The organism is Affinundibacterium macrobrachii (assembly GCF_014652415.1).
Lineage (GTDB): Bacteria > Pseudomonadota > Gammaproteobacteria > Burkholderiales > Burkholderiaceae_D > Undibacterium > Undibacterium macrobrachii.
Window position 1 is genome coordinate 25,567 of record NZ_BMYT01000006.1, and the last position, 15,885, is coordinate 41,451.

A 15,885-nucleotide genomic window follows, 5' to 3' on the forward strand; every position below is an offset into this window, starting at 1 on the left:
TACTGTTCGTGCATGGGTGAGGTTTCGCGCTGTAAATTTATTTATTGCATCATTTAAGAACCAAATCAGTAGGAGCCAAATGCTTTCATATCGTCTTCGTCTTCTTGATAGCGATCTTTTATCGCTAACACTTCGGAGAAGTCTGCGAGGAAAGCTTGTACGCATTGCGGATCAAAGTGTAAGCCGCTACCTTCTTTCAGAAAGGCGACGGCGCGCTCGATTTCCCAAGCGCGTTTGTATGGACGCTCTGAGGTTAGGGCATCAAATACATCCGCTACCGCAACTATGCGCGCGGCTAAGGGAATATCATTGCCGCTCAAGCCTTGTGGGTAGCCGCCGCCATTAAATTTTTCGTGATGAGAGAACGCGATTTCTGCGCCCATTTGCAAAGTTTCTGAGGCGCTACCCGCCAAAATTTGATAACCGAGGCGCGCATGATTTTTCATGATGGCAAACTCTTCTTCGGTCAGTTTTCCGGGCTTGAGAAGTATGTGATCGGGAATGCCAACTTTGCCAATGTCATGCATAGGAGCAGCTTCTAAAATCATTTCCTGCACTGATTCTGGCAATTGAAGTCGTTTCGCAATCAGGCAGGAATAATTTGCCATGCGTACGATATGTGCGCCAGTCTCGGGATCGCGTGAATCAGCGGCTTTACATAAACGTAGTATCGTCTCTTGTTCGCGTGCGCGAATTTCTAAAGTCGCTTTCTGTACCTCGGTGGCTAGCCAAGTTGCACGGTCTTCTAAGAAACGTTGATTACGTCTTAGTGCCAGCATATTTTTGGTGCGGGCGAGGAATTCGATTTTATCGACAGGCTTGATTAAGAAATCATTTGCACCAGCTTCCAAGGCTTCGTAGCGCAAGGCTACTTCATCGTTTGCGGTGATCATTAAGACGGGGATATCGGCACAGTGTTTGATGGCACGAAAGTGACGAATAAATTCGATGCCATTCATATCAGGCATCATGTAGTCAACCAAGACTAAGTCGGGAACTTGATCTTTGCACCACTCTAAGGCAGTTTCTGGTGCTAAAAATCCCATCGAAGAACAATGCTCGATTTTTTCAAGCAAGCGGCAAAGCAGAGTCACATTTATCTGTGAATCGTCAATGACTAAGGTCTTCATTTCCATTGAACTGCTCCGGTAACAACGCGTGGGTGTAGTGGAGATCATGTATTCACTAGAATAGCGAATGCTAAGGAAAATGATAGCCCAAAAAAATCTTTACTGAGGGCAAGAAATAGAAAAATTAAGAATGTTTATCAAATTTTGTCTCTTTCGGCGACAAATGTAATGCCGACGAAAATTGGTTTTTAGTCATCTCTGATTCACATTTCTCAGGCAAGTCCAGCGCGCACTTGCCTGAGTAACTATGATGTTGTTTGTTTTGCTTTTTGTTTATTGCCTTTGTAACGCGCATGGAAGCTAATTGCGACACAAACGAAACCCAACATGAGTATGGTGCTGTTCGAATTACTTTGCTCTTTCAATAAAATGGCATTGCTGATACCGACCAGCATAATAAAAATTGCCCATAACAAGAAACTTAAGCGTCGCAAATCATAGTTGGAAGCAGGTTTCGCTTGCCACAATAAACTGAGGCTAACGACAGGAAGTAATATGATGACCGCGCTTCCTAGTTGGCTAGCTAGTTGCTGATTGGCGATCAGTGCGCCAAATAGCGGAACGCATGCAAGTCCAGACATTAGTGACAGGATCAGAAATACCGTACTCAGGAAAAGTTTTTCGCGCATCATGATAAGTTAGAAATTCAGTCAATAATTCAGTCAGCCCAGCATTTGGGCAAGCGCAGCATCGTAGCAAAAAAAGCGCGCTCGCAGTAGATTTATCGCAGGTATTTGCTAGCGAGTTTTGTGTTTTGCTTTTGGTTTTAATTGAATGCTGAGACCCGCATTGGTTTGCTACCAGTCATTTTGTGACTAATCAATTAAAAAAGCATAGTAATTTAAATCATAAAATGCATGCGCTATGGAAACATCGTGATAGACTGAATCCCAAGTAAGCTCGTGTTGTCTCAGAGCCGTGTGCAAGCACGTATCTGAAATTGCACAAAGTTGTTTTTAACTGGACTTGTATCAAACAGTGCCATGACAAAAATTATCAGTGATCAAGCCAAAGAAGAACACCCGCTGGTTGCGCAGCTTCGGCAAGAAGCCGTGCTGCCAAAAGAGAATTCTTCTCCGCAATTCAAACCACAGACGATCAATACCAAGTTATCGCGTATCGAAAGTCGCTTGCATAAACGCTATTTGGTGAAGTGGCGGATTGCGATTGTGTATGAAGGCGGCACCGGTAAAAAGACGTTTCACGGTCGCGTCAATGAAATCTCATTAGGCGGCTTGAGCATACATTGTGACCACAATGTTTTTCACGATGGCAAGGTGATTTTGTTATTGGCATTGCCGCCATTAAACGCAGGTGCTAGGGAAAAGATCTTAGAAATTACTTGCCGCATGAATTACACGATTCTGTCGCAAAAACTATTCCGAATTGGACTGGAATTTGTCGAGTTTCGACAAGGCGATCGAAAATTATTGGAAGAGCGTTTGGAGATCAGTAATGCTGGCGGTATTGCATATTCTGAAGCTTGATTTAGAGCTGACTTCCTATCTCCACTCACATTAGGTCTAAGTCCCTACACTTCGCGTATTTCTATCAATGAATATTGTTTGGCACTAGATGCCAAACGTTGCGAACGCGTTGCAAAAATTGGCAGAGGCTGATCACAAAGTAAGCAAGAATCGAACACCACGCCAAATAAGCGCCAACTAATAATTCACCAAATAAGCTTAGTCTCAGCAAACAAAAGATAGACAACAAGCACAAGCCAATAACCGTTATTGGCACCGATAAGGCTTGTTCAAGCTGACGATGAATCAGCACGATCACAGAAAATAACAGTGGCCAGATAAAGGCAAATACATTGATCACATTGACCACCATATTCTGTTGATCTGCGCTGTAGGCGTATTTAATATTTTGTACTGAAGTTGATGCGCTTGTTTGCTCAGTGAGTTGATGTGTTGCTTGCTCTGACACTGATTCTTTTTGCACTGTGCATTGAGAAAGCGGCAGGAACAGCGAAATGAATAAACACAATGCTGCGATACGTTTGAGTAAGTTGAATGCCTGCACTTTGAACTCCTAAGTGAAAGAGGAAGTTTGATATCAGCGTGATGCGACGCTCTCTTTTGATTTAAATAATAAGGAGTATAGGATTACAGTAAAAATAGGAACGAATATAAGTCGTCCGATAAACCAGGCGACTTCTCCATGACGCAGATCAGAAAAATAGCCCCAAACAATTGCGATCAATAATGAGATTAAATATGTCTTAAGATATTTCTTACGCATGGTTTGTTGGATTGAATAAATTATCAGTTTTCAGGCTATCATGATTTAAAATTAATAACAATAATTTCAAATTGAACTTCAATAAACATCGCGTCGATACAATCCATCTTCACGCATTTTTTCTATCACTGCATCACCGGCGATCTCGCGCAATACTGCATCAACAGCGCCCGCCATTCCTTCTAAACTTCCGCACACATAAATGGCGGCTCCAGCATTGATCCATTGGCTTAATTCTGTTGCTTGTTCGCGCAATTTATCTTGTACGTAAATGCGTTGTGTTTGATCGCGTGAAAATGCTAAATCGAGTTTGCTTAATACGCCACTAGATTGCCATTGCGCTATATCTGCTTGACAGAAAAAATCATGGGCGCGTTGACGCTCACCGAAGAATAACCAGTTTTGATGTTGTCCTTGTTGCGCGCGATGTTTTAGATGGGCGCGTAAGCCAGCGATGCCAGTGCCATTTCCAATTAAAATGAGTGGGTAATTTTGGCGAGGAGGATGAAAACTTCGATTGCTACGTAATCGAAGCGGTATTTTTTCTCCCAACTCCGCGTAATGGCATAGCCAACCGGAACCCCAACCTAAGCTGCCGTCCGCTTGCTGCATTTGTCTCACAATCAATTCAACCGCACCATCTTCAGGGATTGAGGCGATCGAATATTCACGGTGTGGTAATACCGTTGCTACGCCAGGGCGACGCGGCAAGATTTCAGCGATGTCACCCGCTTGCCAATGACTGGATGCGGGTGGCGTTAAGCGTATTTGGAAAACTGGATTTCCTTGACTGGCAGGGTTCAATAAGTGACGTTCGCTAAGGGTCCAAGTTTCATATTCAGCGGGGTGCCAATCCGCAAGATCCGTATGACCGCTTAGCACGCCGAGATGATGTTGCCAATGTCGCAGTGCGCCATCATCGCCATTATCGACTTCAACCATGTCGAATAAAGTTTTCGCGCCTTGTTGATGTAGCCATTGATCGAGTTGGCGACCAAATGCACAAAAGGCTTGGTAATGACGATCTCCGAGCGCGAGTACCGCGTAACGACATTGCGTAAGCGAGAGGGATTGCGTCATGATGGTGCGTGTGAATTTGGCAGCGCTGTCAGGAGCATCACCTTCGCCAGTCGTGCTGGCAATGAACAAAACTTGTTGAGCTTTCTGTAAAGTGGTGAGATCTAATTGGGCGATATCCAGCAAATGGGTTTGCATAGCGCCTTGTTGTAAGCTCGCTTGAGTCTGTTGTGCAAGCTGTTCTGCATAGCCAGTCTGGCTGGCGTACACAATCAGGATATCTGTGGGCCTCAATAACTCCGGCTGCAGCTGCGTAAGCTCATGAGTGTGCTTGCGTTGGTGTGCTCGCTGGTGACGCTCATGTATCCAGAAATAAAACAGTACATAGCTGAAGACGATGCTGAGGCTGGTCGTGATGCGGTGCTGCTGTGTGCTGAGATATTGTTCCAAGGAGACGAATAAACATAGCACGCAAAAGCAGAGTGCAATGATTAATCCAATGCCGAGTATCTTCTCGCTGTTATTGTTGATCAATACGGATTTTTGTGGAGACGACATGTTCGTGGTTCTAAATAACTCAGTAAGAATTTTAAAATTAATCTTGCGACATTTTTGTATGTCGGGCTAGTCATCCGCCATCATGGCTAAGTAGCTTGGGCTTAAATATTCACGCAAATGATCACCGTCACGTACCAATATGCGGGCGGCAACGTGTAATTGCGTCGCATACGCCATACCAAGTTCGACTCCCAACACAGTAATCGCCGTCGCCAAGGCGTCGGCGATCATACATTCTGGATGTAATACCGTCACCGCCGCAACGCCATGTTGGACGGGGTAACCAGTACGCGGATCGATGGTGTGCGAATAGCGTTGCCCCTCATGCATAAAGAAACGGCGATAATCGCCAGAGGTAGCAATCGCCATACCGTGTAAGGCGGCAACATAGTCGTTATGCAGGTCGAAGGATGCATCTGCTTGTTCTAGTTGCACCCACCATGGTTGACCGTCCGATTTGCAGCCCCAGCCACGTAGTTCACCTCCGACTTCAACCAGATAACTGCGAATTCCTTTTGTTTCTAAATAGCGCGCTACTTGGTCAACTCCAAATCCCTTTGCTGTTGAGCATAGGTCGATTTCTACGCCACCGGTTTGCAAGACGCTGTGATTTTCTGGATTGAGTTTGAGTTGTCGCCAATTCGATGTTTGTATTACTTGTTCGATTTTTTCAGACTCTGGCGCGCGCGTGATTTTGCCCTGCGGTCCAAAACCCCATAAGTTGGCGAGATGGCCAATACAGGGATCGTATGCGCCTTGCGTTTGTTCAGCGACAAATAAGCTGTGTTGTAAGACTTTAAAAAACGCCTCGGGAATTACATGCCAACTATTTGCTGGCGCGCGATTGAAACGACTAAGATCGGAATCCTGTTCCCAAGGACTCATCTGCGCGACCACTTGGTCGAGTTGTGTTTGTATGCTGCTTTGTAAGTCTTCAGCACCGATGGAGGATTCGACATAACATTGCACTTGCCAAGTCGTGCCCATGGTAAAGCCATGTAAAACGTACATACGCGCGCGCTCACTTGGCAAATTGGGTTTCTGCATCGTGACAGGAATTAACACCTGACGCTGCCTAGTTTGTGATGAATGGAGTGCTTGCATGTGGACGGGCTGTGAAGCAATGAGCGTGCAGAGTTCAGAACAAAGACGGGAAGGGCGTGTCAGTTTCTTTGGGGGAGAAGCACTGACACGCTGCGCTTGGGAGAGTTTGAAATTAATCCGGCATCACTTCTAAGGTCGCGACATAACTAGCGCGACGTTCTTTCACGCCAGGGATGTTTGATTTATTGTCGCTGAAAGTCGCTTGCATCCAATACAAACCGGCACCTTGCCACTTGATGCTGACCTTGCCTTCGCTATCTGCGGTCAATAATTGTTCATCCAGTTTTTGACGATAGCGAATGCCACCTGCAATCACAGTGACTTTGACGCCGGCAGCAGGTTTGCCATCGATTAGGAATTGAAATTGCGCCTGATCGCTATTAACCAAATCATTCGGATGCGTGATGGGATTTAGTTCTAAACCTTTACCGCTTGGTTTTAAGGCGACATCACTTGGCTTGCCATTGGTGACGAAGGTTTCGACACGGCCTTGATTATGGCTCACTTGTAAATCTTGTGCGTTTGCAGGCACTTCTTTGGCGAATGCTTCGGCTGTTCCGCGCCAACGTTTTGGTGCGCCGTTTTCTTTGTAGCTTGCATTGATACCGTCATTGACGACACTGATTTTGTAAGTACCTTGCATTTCAGCGCGGATGTCAAAATTGCTGCGCAATTTACCGCTGCTTTGATTTTCGGCTTTGATGTTGGAGCCATCGGCTGCGGTGATGACCAAATTATTGAGATTCATCGCCACGTGATCAAAGAAAAATACATCGGTCGCTGCCGCTGCATCAAAGCTAACCCATGGTGCTTTGCCGTTAACGACGGTTGAGGTTGGTACGATAAATTGGCGATGTGCGAGCGCATCTAAAGGAGCCAATAAAGGCATGCAAGCAGCTAATGCCAAGCACAGACTTTGGCGAGTTTTGCTAGAGAAGAGTTTCATGGAAAATTCCTTGAATAAAATGAGTTCAGAGATGAAGACGATTATGGTTTAACTTGTACCGAAATCTTGCCTAGTTCATGACTACCTTGAGCGGATGCTAATTTATTGTCTTTACCGCCCCAAGTGAATGGAACTTTGACTACTTCACGACCACCGCCTTCGCGTGCTGCTTCTACTAATAAGTTGTAATCACCTGCTGGTAATTTTGCCAAAGCTGTTTTATCGCTAGCAAAACTGAGTGTATGCTCGCCGACGATACGCGTTGCGCTACTGACACCATCCATCGGCATCGATACATCACGACCGCTACGGCGCCACCATTGACGCATATCCTTTAACCACTTCGCGCCTTCGTTATCGCGTTTTTTGAGGTCGTACCACACCGACAAATTTGCGGCAAAACTTTGGTCTGGACGCTCAACCCAGATCGCCACATAAGGGCGGTGATATTCCGCGACATTGAGTTTAGGAACTTCAACTTTGACGACCAATTCTGCCGCCATCGCAGAACTACCTAATAAAGTGCCGATTGCGAAGGGAAGTATTTTTTGCATAAATTTACCTCGATAAAAGTAAGACTGATTATTTAAATTTTTTTAAATCATGCTGGATGATTGGCAATCAAAGACATTCCGATTGCGTTTCTTTCCATGTGCTGTGATGTCTTTCCGTCGATAAAACCAAGAGGTTTTTATCCAAAAAAACATGCAAGCTATTCAAACATTCGGCTGGCTTGATGATGAATCATCGGCTGGCGTTTACAAACGAACTTATTAACTAACTTATTAACTAAATTACGAACCCAATTACGAACCCAATAACTAAGTCGAATACCCATGCAAATAGTTAGGTGTTCAGGTACAAGTGATTTCTTGTAGCGATTGCGCTCAATGTATAAACATAATGCTGAGTATCATCGGGATCACCAAACCCGCAGCAACTAAAGGCCAAGTGAGACGGCGATTACTCGCATGCATCTTCAATAAAAATAATCCGGTGATACAGAAGATTAAACAAGCGAAAGCGAAAATATCGATAAACCATGACCATGCTTTGCCGGTATTACGGCCCTTGTGTAAATCGTTTAAATAAGCGATCACACCACGTTCGGTTTTTTCATATTCTAGTGCTCCATCTTCTAAATTAATTCTCAACCAAGCGTCGCCACCAGGACGCGGTAAGGCAACATAAATTTCTTCCGGTGACCATTCTGCACTTTTGCTTGCAGCGTCAATATGATGTTGCGTCTCTAACCATTGCACGACACTGGTTGGCAATTGCGTGTCTGCATTTTTTTGGCTGCGCTGCGTCACTTCAGCGTTTAATTGTTGCAATAACGAGGGGGGGACTTGTCCCGTCTTTTGGCTAGTTTTAGGGCTAGCCTCGATATCGCCAGCATGATTCAAGGTGAAACCAGTGACCGCAAACAGCATCATCGCGATTAAACAAATCGCTGAGCTAATCCAATGCCAGTTATGTAAATGACGCAGCCAAAAGGCACGTTGTTGTTGAGGAGTCGACACGTTATAAATTTAAAAAATCGTCTAGTTACTAATTTCATCGAACTTCAACAAAGTTGCTATTGGCTTAGTTGCCATCACTTCACTGTATTTTTTTACGGTGATGGTTATGCGACTTCGCCAACGAATGCTTTGTTGAAGATTTTATCTACCTGATGTTTTAGCGGATACAAGCAAGTGATTAAGCAAGTGACTCGCCAAAGTTCATTATTTTAATTGAGAATCATTCTCAATTGGAGAAAAATATATGACTGATTTGTATCGCATTGTTACGAGTATGCGGTGGTGTCAAAAAATGCCAGCAAATGCCGGCAAATTCTGCTCGATCACCGCATTAAGTTTCGGCCCACATACGAATCAAATTATGATACTGCGCAGTGAGCCCTAAGACTTCTGCACTATCACCAATTTGACTACGCAAACTTTGTATATATTGATCCATCTCAAACAACATGTTGCGACGTGCATCGTCACGGATCATGCTTTGTGTCCAGAAGAAGGAACAAACTCTTACCCCGCGCGTGACCGGCTTCACTTGATGCAAACTGGTGGATGGATACAAAATCAAATCGCCGGCCGGTAGTTTCACTTCATGCGCGCCATAAGTGTCGATCACTTCTAACTCGCCGCCTTCATATTCATCTGGATCGCATAAAAACAAAGTGGAAGAGACATCGGTACGTAAAGTGTAATCGGCATTCGGCACTTGACGAATTGAGCTATCGACATGTAAGCCGTAGTGTTCGCCACCAGCATAGGCATTAAATAAAGGCGGCACAATACGAAGAGGTAGGGCGGCTGAGTAAAACGTCGGGTTTTTCTTCAGTGCTGCTAATACCATTTGTCCTAACTCTAGCGACACTTCTGCATGTTCTGGTAATTGACGATTTTGTTTGACCAATGCACCTTGCGCACCGACGGTTTGTTTGCCATCGACCCAATTCGTTTCTTGTAAGCGTTGGCGCAAATAGTTCACTTCTTCTAAAGTGAGTACGCCAGGAATATGCAACATCATGATGATAGATCCATAGAGTTTGTGTGATTTCTTGCCTGCATTTTTTGCTGTGTCTATTACTTTGAACTGCTGTTGGTGCGTTTGCCGCAGTTGTTGAAGTTTGGTTTAAGCCGTGTTTCAACTGATGTTCTAACACTGAGTTGCTTCAGAAATTTGCTGCGGCAAGTGCGCTTCAGTAATTGTTCAATAAGTTCGTGCAGGCAAAATGTTTGACATTGCTGGGCATTCTAAACAAACTCTTCATTGAAGTAAATAGGAATCATTCTCATTTACTTGTTGCAAATCAAAATGAGAACGATTATCATTCACTTTATTGTTTTAGCCAGCCACCGAAACCGTCGACTCCAAGCGGTGTTCATTAGCCAGCCTTCTCCCATTATTTAGATCGAAATAGACGTCAACAGTGCTTAAGTGCAGATATATGTGCAGATATCTCTGTATTTAAGGTTGACACTTATTTTTCTAATTTCCTTTTTGTTATTAACATTCCTAACCGGAGAATTCTTGTGGCATATATTCGTAGTCGTCAACATCCAAGCAGCACCGTCCCGTTCAAACATACTTTGATCGCTATTGCGGTATTGGCAGCACCTTTATCAGTGCAAGCGCAAACTCAAGCCGAGCCGCAAAAAAGTTCGCAAGAGCAAAGTAAAAAGGAAAATGCTTTGCCAGAAATTAAAGTACAAGGCACGCAAGATATTCCTTTTAAAGCAGATGTATCGAGTTCTAGTAAATTGGTGAAGCCATTATTAGAAACACCGCAGATGGTTTCCGTAATTAAGAAAGAACTCCTGCAAGAACAAGGTGCTTACAACTTAATGGACGCACTGCGCAATACGCCAGGCATCACGATGCAATTAGGTGAAAACGGCAATACCGCGGCAGGTGATACATTCCAAATGCGTGGTTTCGCAACGCAATCTTCTGTATTCGTGGATGGTGTACGTGATTTAGGTGCGATCACGCGTGACACGTTTAATGTTGAACAAGTCGAAGTTGTTAAAGGACCTGCTGGTGCAGATGTGGGGCGTGGTGCTGCTTCTGGTTATATCAATTTAGCCTCTAAAGCTGCGATGTTAGATGATGTCACGAGTGGCACCGCAAGCATTAATAACGGCAATAACAAACGCGTGACAGCTGACATTAATCGTAAGCTCGGTGACACGACAGCCTTGCGCTTAAATGTGTTCAAGCAAGATGGTGGTGTTGCAGGACGTGATCAAGTTGAGAGCAATGGTTACGGCATCGCACCATCGATTGCGGTTGGACTCGGACAAAAATCGCGTGCGTATTTTTACTCACAGCATATTCGTCAAAACAATGTGCCTGATGGTGGTATCCCCACCGTTGGTCTCAAGGGCTTCTACAATGCCAATACCTTATTGCTGAATGCGCCAAAAGTCGATAGCGAGAATTTCTACGGTAGTGTCAACGACTTCGAAAAAGTAGAAGCGGATATGGCAACAGCTAAGTTTGAATTCGATTTGAATGACACGACGGTATTGCGCAATATTACACGTTACGGTCAATCATCAATGAAACGTGTGGTGACAGGTATCAACGGCATCACCGCTACAGGGGCGCAAGACACATGGACGGTGGCGCGCTCACGCCAAGGTTTAGATCAAAGCAATGAAATCATCGCTAACCAAACCAGTATCAATAGTAGTTTCGATACCGCTGGATTGAAGCATAGTTTGTCCGCAGGTGTTGAGCTTTTAATGGAAAAACAAAACACCAACACTATGGCAGTTCCAACTGGAACGGTGATTCCTGCAGCGAATCTGTATAAACCAGATGCTAATGTAAGTTTGCCTATGCCAATTAAAAATGGCGCCACCGCAGAAGGTCAAACCAAGACGGTAGCACTCTATTTGTTTGATGCGATTGACTTAAACGATGAATGGCAACTCAATACAGGTTTGCGCTATGAGCGCTACAACACCGAATCTCGTACGGTAAGTTTGTCGACAGCCGCAGCGAATCCAACATTGCCAGTTGGTACCTTGATTCCTGCAAAAGTAACGAAGAGCGATGATCTCTTAAGTTGGAAATTGGGTTCAGTTTATAAGGTCGCGAAAAATGGTCGTTTGTACGGCGTATATGCCACATCCTTAACGCCTCCTGGTAGCGCTAACTTCTCATTGAGTAGTGCCGCAAATAATATTAATGGTCCACAGGCTGAACCACAAAAAACTACTAATCTCGAACTTGGTACTAAGTGGGACTTACTCGATAAATCTTTATCATTGACGGCAGCGTTTTACCGTACTGACAGCACAAACGAAATTGTGCAAGTCGATAGCGTCACCAATGCCTTCGCACAATTTGGTAAGCGCCGCGTAGAAGGTTTTGAAATTGGCGTTGTCGGACAAATCAATCCAGATTGGCAAGTCACGGCTGGTGCCGCGACGATGAAGACCAAAGTGTTACAAGGCTCAACCGGCAATAATGCCGCCGGTGCCGCAACGCGTTGGTCGCCAGATTTAACAGCGACTTTGTGGAGTAGCTATAAAGTGACACCAAACTTTACGATTGGTGGTGGCTTACGTTATACCTCGGAACAAAAACGTGTGATTGACCCAAGTGCGAATTTGGCGGTACAAAATATGCCGAATATTGCGTCGAATTGGGTTGCTGACGCGGTTGCTTCCTATCAGGTGAATCGTAATTTGTCGCTGCAATTTAACGTGGCAAACTTAACTGATAAAGCTTATGTAAATACCTTGAACAATAGTGGCGCACGCTATACCGTAGGTGCACCACGCACATTCAATCTCAGTGCGAATGTGTTGTTCTAAGCGCGATAGCATGAGTCGCAAGCAAAGTTAGTCTGATTAGACTTTCGGCTAGCTATCGTCAAACAATCAGAAAGCGCATCATCATTCTGGTGATGCGCTTTTTATTTGTCTAATCTAACTTATTTGGCTTGGATGTCGATGATAGTTGATCATATTCGTCATTAGTTGTGTATAGTTGTTGAGTCGCGGTTTATCCGCAGATATCGTGATGAATGACGAGGTTTTAGAAAAGGAGAAACAACATGGATGCGATGAAAAAACAAGCAGCAATCGATGCGCTCAATCACATCATGGAATTAGAGCTGGCTGGCGTGGTGCGCTATACGCATTATTCTTTAATGGTGTACGGCTACAATCGAATTCCTATCGTCTCATGGTTGAAAGGGAATGCTGATGAAAGTTTGGCGCATGCACACAAAGCGGGTGAATTGGTCACTCTACTTGGTGGGCATCCCTCACTAAAGATTGGCGCGTTATTAGAAACTGAGCAGCACGATATTGGTGATATTTTGCGTGAGAGCCTCGATCTTGAAACGACGGCATTATCTGCTTACTACGCATTGTTAAAAATTGTCGAAGGCAATTCAGTTTTATTGGAAGAATATGCGCGCGAGATGATCGTGGCAGAAGAATTGCACTTGGACGAAGTCAATAAAATGTTGCGTCGCCCTGGCGCAATTGAGGTATTTGCGGCGAACTAATCGCGTTGCAATAAGTCGGGCTGCTCAGCCCGACTTTTATTATTCGCGTTGTTCTTTCTTACATTGGTGTATCGATGCGTTCGTAGCCTTTCCGTCTGATAGCGGTTGTAAAGTGCAAGCGCCGCTTTTTAAGTTTCCCTTTACCCATCTCACCCGAGTTTTGACGCAGGTAGAAATCTCTTGGAAATTGATGCAATTAGAAGCATCAGGCACAAACATATCGCGCTTACCATTACATACATCACACTTGCTTTTAACAGCCCTAAATAAGTATGGGCGGTAAAGAAGCCGTTCAGGTGAATAAATCCGCCACACAGCAGCCAAGGGATAGCAGGTAAGGGGCGATGCAGTAATGACTGACGTGGATGACAAAGATAGCTCAAGCCATTTGCGATGATGGCGCAGAGGAGAAAAATGCTGGTTGCGAGTAAACTCATTTCTAACCCTTTAGGCTCAAGAAATCATATTGGGTGGCGTGTTGAATTGTTGATTACTGATTGCGCTAGGACGATGGCGTCGTTTGCGATTGATCTGATGCGATGCTCAACTCTTCGGTCGCTTGCTCTAGACCACGCGCTAGCGAAGAAACGCTAGGGTTCTCGACAAACACGCAGCGCTTGCCTGTGCGCTTGCAAAATTCTTTGACGCGCCAGTAAGCATTGTGGCTAATACAACCAGTTTGACAGATCACCAAATCAGCTGCGGCTAAGCTGCTATCGAGTAGACTTTGGCTATCTTCCATGCCGCCATCGTGGTGAGCAAAATGTCCGCCCACACGTTCGATTAAATCTCGATAGCTGGCGACATTGCCACTACGTCCACCAACACATAAGACATTTTTTTGCTGCAAATGCACTGTGATTGGAATCGTCCGATGTGATTTGATGTCCTTGGGCTGCGATTGATAGGCGATCAGTTTTTCATGCTCGTATTCATTTTGTGCACGTCTTTGGTCGTTGAAATGCTGACGTTGTTTAAGTTCGCGTATCTGCTGTTCTAGTTCTTGATGACGAGCACTCATCTCGTTTATTTTTTGTCGTAGACGTTGTTTGTCATTGAGCTCTGGTATGGAATTTTTGAGCGCTTGCAAATCACTATTGAGATAAGCGATCGCGCTCTCTTTACCAATATTTTCTGCGCGTAAATGCACGATGGTTTGTTGCAGTTGCTCAATTTCTTTTGCTTTTTCTTGTATGTGACGCGTATGTCGCTCTTGTTGCCTTGCCATTTCACGACTGAGAATCGCATTTTCTTCGAGCAAAGAATTGAAGCGTACGATGTCAGCACGAACTGTCGCACCTGCTTGATGCTGTAGCATGTGCATGTCGCGACACATGCCTTCTTCGATATGCGCATCGCACAGAGGATGGGTTAAGCCTGCCCAGAACGCTCCCGCAACATCGCCTTGATAAATTGCATCGACCCATAAGCGCACTAGAGCTTCTTGTGTTTTGGCAGCGCGGTAACGTTTAATCGTCAATGCGTAACGTTGATCCAAATCTTCTTGTAATACTTCAGAAATTCGATTGCGATGACTGCATTCAGCGACAGCGCCGACATGGATTTCGTAGTCATCGGCTTGCGTATTGCCACCTAAGGCTTTATTCACAAGACGACGCAACACTGCAAGTGGAATGCACACGCCTATAACCGGACAATGCGTATCGCGTGACAAATCCCACAAGCGTTTGCGCCGCGATCCTTGCGTATTGGATTTGCTTGAATCTGCAGCATGATGCGTGGCGGATGGCGTGTGTTTTTCGCACATGATCAAACTCCTAATATGAATCGTATTTAATGAAAGATATGTGGTGCTTCGTGACTTTTTTGTTCATGCGTAGATCGCTGTACTTGTTCTATCGTGGTTTGCGCCTGTGCCACCATTTTTGATAATTCGGCAAAGGCGTTGAGATCTAAGCGCAAAGAAATCGATTGCAGGCTGAGGTGAACCACGCCACATTCTGGGCAAATCATAATTTCCCCAATTTTGCTGTTCGCGATACTCAAGTGTTTGCAGGCATTATTTTTCATGGCGGATCTCACAGATGGTGAATGGCAAATGGATGTGCGTGTTCGTTTCCAGCAGCACGGTGGATAGCTAGCTTGTTCAGCTTGAATAAGTAAATAAGTGAGGCAGACAGCGCGAAGGAAATTGGATTAATCTACGCGCTTGCTTAGTGTCGAAATACGTTGGGCACGCGCTTAGCCATGCACAGCTTGCGGGTCTGGCAAATGCATTTAAAACTGGCTTATTGCTGACGAGTGGTGATTGTTCATCCACCAGCACACCGACTATGCTTGCTATGCAATGCATGATGTCTCCACATAAGTGGCACTGGCTGGCGATGACTGGCTGGTGCTTAAAAATTTAAGACGAAGGGCAGAGGTTTTATGCTCCAGTTACAACATAATAGGCCGCAGTAACGATGACCTGATGTCTTCACACACAAGAACTTGCTAACGTAGTGCGTAAGTACGGCGTTTGCTGTTGTTGTGTAAGGATTTTCTACTACGTTCTTTCTGATTGCGTGTTCTGACTATTTGGTCAAAATGAGTTTTCCCATTGCAGTACAACGCAATCGATATACCATGCCTTGATGTTCGATCTCGATTTCTTGATGACCTTGCAAAATGTCTTGGCTAGCTAGGCGTAAAGGTGGAACAGTATTAGAAACAGGTTTCAGCAAGGCAGGACTGGGCTGACTGAGTTCTTGGGGATTCATAAAATTACAGGCCTAAAGTTAAACGAGGATTTTATTATAAATGCGAATCATTCTCATTTACAAGGAATATTTTTATGGATGGGATAGTAAAGCTTGTGGTGTGATTGAGTGGATAGTAGT

17 protein-coding genes are annotated in these 15,885 nt (G+C 44.8%); 4 read left to right on the top strand and 13 right to left on the bottom strand.

Annotation, left to right across the window (positions count from 1 at the left end):
• Positions 1-65 precede the first annotated feature (65 nt).
• Both IE103_RS15315 and IE103_RS15320 read right to left on the bottom strand, forming a co-directional pair.
• Entirely contained in the window at positions 66-1,136 is a 1,071-nt protein-coding gene (locus tag IE103_RS15315) for an HD domain-containing phosphohydrolase (protein ID WP_308427003.1), read from the bottom strand.
• Between the two features lie 239 nt (positions 1,137-1,375).
• Positions 1,376-1,711 (bottom strand): hypothetical protein, encoded by a 336-nt coding sequence (locus IE103_RS15320; protein WP_189347015.1) that lies wholly within the window; start codon positions 1,709-1,711, stop codon positions 1,376-1,378.
• A 402-nt stretch (positions 1,712-2,113) separates the two neighbouring features.
• On the opposite strand from IE103_RS15320, the gene IE103_RS15325 reads away from it, so the two are divergent.
• Complete coding sequence (locus IE103_RS15325) at positions 2,114-2,617, top strand: PilZ domain-containing protein (protein WP_189347016.1); 504 nt, start codon at positions 2,114-2,116, stop codon at positions 2,615-2,617.
• A gap of 64 nt (positions 2,618-2,681) precedes the next feature.
• On the opposite strand, the gene IE103_RS15330 is transcribed toward IE103_RS15325, so the two are convergent.
• The 7 genes from IE103_RS15330 to IE103_RS15360 all read right to left on the bottom strand — a co-directional run bounded on the left by IE103_RS15330 (position 2,682) and on the right by IE103_RS15360 (position 9,540).
• On the bottom strand, positions 2,682-3,161 hold the full coding sequence (locus IE103_RS15330; protein WP_189347017.1) for a hypothetical protein: 480 nt from the start codon (positions 3,159-3,161) through the stop codon (positions 2,682-2,684).
• A 297-nt stretch (positions 3,162-3,458) separates the two neighbouring features.
• On the bottom strand, positions 3,459-4,955 hold the full coding sequence (locus IE103_RS15335; protein ID WP_189347018.1) for a sulfite reductase subunit alpha: 1,497 nt from the start codon (positions 4,953-4,955) through the stop codon (positions 3,459-3,461).
• Positions 4,956-5,021: 66 nt separating this feature from the next.
• Positions 5,022-6,059 carry an FAD:protein FMN transferase gene (locus tag IE103_RS15340; protein WP_189347019.1) on the bottom strand — a complete coding sequence of 346 codons (1,038 nt, stop codon included), beginning with the start codon at positions 6,057-6,059 and terminating at the stop codon, positions 5,022-5,024.
• 112 nt (positions 6,060-6,171) lie between these two features.
• Positions 6,172-7,005 carry a DUF4198 domain-containing protein gene (locus IE103_RS15345; RefSeq protein WP_189347020.1) on the bottom strand — a complete coding sequence of 278 codons (834 nt, stop codon included), beginning with the start codon at positions 7,003-7,005 and terminating at the stop codon, positions 6,172-6,174.
• Between the two features lie 41 nt (positions 7,006-7,046).
• Positions 7,047-7,559, bottom strand: coding sequence for a DUF2271 domain-containing protein (locus IE103_RS15350; protein WP_189347021.1), 513 nt, complete (start codon positions 7,557-7,559; stop codon positions 7,047-7,049).
• A gap of 333 nt (positions 7,560-7,892) precedes the next feature.
• On the bottom strand, positions 7,893-8,528 hold the full coding sequence (locus tag IE103_RS15355) for a PepSY-associated TM helix domain-containing protein (RefSeq protein WP_189347022.1): 636 nt from the start codon (positions 8,526-8,528) through the stop codon (positions 7,893-7,895).
• Positions 8,529-8,859: 331 nt separating this feature from the next.
• Complete coding sequence (locus IE103_RS15360) at positions 8,860-9,540, bottom strand: Fe2+-dependent dioxygenase (RefSeq protein WP_189347023.1); 681 nt, start codon at positions 9,538-9,540, stop codon at positions 8,860-8,862.
• Positions 9,541-10,046: 506 nt separating this feature from the next.
• Between IE103_RS15360 and IE103_RS15365 the strand changes: the two genes are divergently transcribed.
• Both IE103_RS15365 and IE103_RS15370 read left to right on the top strand, forming a co-directional pair.
• Positions 10,047-12,341 carry a catecholate siderophore receptor Fiu gene (locus tag IE103_RS15365; protein ID WP_189347024.1) on the top strand — a complete coding sequence of 765 codons (2,295 nt, stop codon included), beginning with the start codon at positions 10,047-10,049 and terminating at the stop codon, positions 12,339-12,341.
• A 242-nt stretch (positions 12,342-12,583) separates the two neighbouring features.
• A complete protein-coding gene (locus IE103_RS15370) occupies positions 12,584-13,042 on the top strand; it encodes a ferritin-like domain-containing protein (protein WP_189347025.1) in 459 nt (152 codons plus the stop codon).
• A 149-nt stretch (positions 13,043-13,191) separates the two neighbouring features.
• Here the strand turns inward: IE103_RS15370 and IE103_RS15375 are convergent, their stop codons facing one another.
• The 3 genes from IE103_RS15375 to IE103_RS15385 form a co-directional block, all read right to left on the bottom strand.
• Positions 13,192-13,479 carry a hypothetical protein gene (locus IE103_RS15375; RefSeq protein WP_189347026.1) on the bottom strand — a complete coding sequence of 96 codons (288 nt, stop codon included), beginning with the start codon at positions 13,477-13,479 and terminating at the stop codon, positions 13,192-13,194.
• A 65-nt stretch (positions 13,480-13,544) separates the two neighbouring features.
• Positions 13,545-14,810 carry a DUF2325 domain-containing protein gene (locus IE103_RS15380; RefSeq protein ID WP_189347027.1) on the bottom strand — a complete coding sequence of 422 codons (1,266 nt, stop codon included), beginning with the start codon at positions 14,808-14,810 and terminating at the stop codon, positions 13,545-13,547.
• 26 nt (positions 14,811-14,836) lie between these two features.
• Positions 14,837-15,073 carry a hypothetical protein gene (locus IE103_RS15385; RefSeq protein WP_189347028.1) on the bottom strand — a complete coding sequence of 79 codons (237 nt, stop codon included), beginning with the start codon at positions 15,071-15,073 and terminating at the stop codon, positions 14,837-14,839.
• 146 nt (positions 15,074-15,219) lie between these two features.
• Here IE103_RS15385 and IE103_RS15390 point away from each other — a divergent pair, with 146 nt between their 5' ends.
• Positions 15,220-15,414: a hypothetical protein gene (locus tag IE103_RS15390; protein WP_189347029.1), complete on the top strand. Its 195-nt coding sequence runs from the start codon at positions 15,220-15,222 to the stop codon at positions 15,412-15,414.
• 165 nt (positions 15,415-15,579) lie between these two features.
• Here IE103_RS15390 and hemP read toward each other — a convergent pair whose 3' ends face one another.
• Positions 15,580-15,765, bottom strand: a complete 186-nt coding sequence (gene hemP / locus IE103_RS15395) for a hemin uptake protein HemP (protein ID WP_189347030.1) — start codon at positions 15,763-15,765, stop codon at positions 15,580-15,582.
• Between the last annotated feature and the right edge of the window lie 120 nt (positions 15,766-15,885).

Excerpts from the sequence above, each read along its gene's own strand:
- IE103_RS15315 (WP_308427003.1), bottom strand. The coding sequence starts at position 1,136 with ATGGAAATGAAGACCTTAGTCATTGACGATTCACAGATAAATGTGACT.
- IE103_RS15320 (WP_189347015.1), bottom strand. The coding sequence starts at position 1,711 with ATGTCTGGACTTGCATGCGTTCCGCTATTTGGCGCACTGATCGCCAAT.
- IE103_RS15325 (WP_189347016.1), top strand. The coding sequence starts at position 2,114 with ATGACAAAAATTATCAGTGATCAAGCCAAAGAAGAACACCCGCTGGTT.
- IE103_RS15335 (WP_189347018.1), bottom strand. The coding sequence starts at position 4,955 with ATGTCGTCTCCACAAAAATCCGTATTGATCAACAATAACAGCGAGAAG.
- IE103_RS15340 (WP_189347019.1), bottom strand. The coding sequence starts at position 6,059 with ATGCAAGCACTCCATTCATCACAAACTAGGCAGCGTCAGGTGTTAATT.
- IE103_RS15345 (WP_189347020.1), bottom strand. The coding sequence starts at position 7,005 with ATGAAACTCTTCTCTAGCAAAACTCGCCAAAGTCTGTGCTTGGCATTA.
- IE103_RS15350 (WP_189347021.1), bottom strand. The coding sequence starts at position 7,559 with ATGCAAAAAATACTTCCCTTCGCAATCGGCACTTTATTAGGTAGTTCT.
- IE103_RS15360 (WP_189347023.1), bottom strand. The coding sequence starts at position 9,540 with ATGATGTTGCATATTCCTGGCGTACTCACTTTAGAAGAAGTGAACTAT.
- IE103_RS15370 (WP_189347025.1), top strand. The coding sequence starts at position 12,584 with ATGGATGCGATGAAAAAACAAGCAGCAATCGATGCGCTCAATCACATC.
- IE103_RS15375 (WP_189347026.1), bottom strand. The coding sequence starts at position 13,479 with ATGAGTTTACTCGCAACCAGCATTTTTCTCCTCTGCGCCATCATCGCA.
- IE103_RS15380 (WP_189347027.1), bottom strand. The coding sequence starts at position 14,810 with ATGTGCGAAAAACACACGCCATCCGCCACGCATCATGCTGCAGATTCA.
- IE103_RS15385 (WP_189347028.1), bottom strand. The coding sequence starts at position 15,073 with ATGAAAAATAATGCCTGCAAACACTTGAGTATCGCGAACAGCAAAATT.
- hemP (WP_189347030.1), bottom strand. The coding sequence starts at position 15,765 with ATGAATCCCCAAGAACTCAGTCAGCCCAGTCCTGCCTTGCTGAAACCT.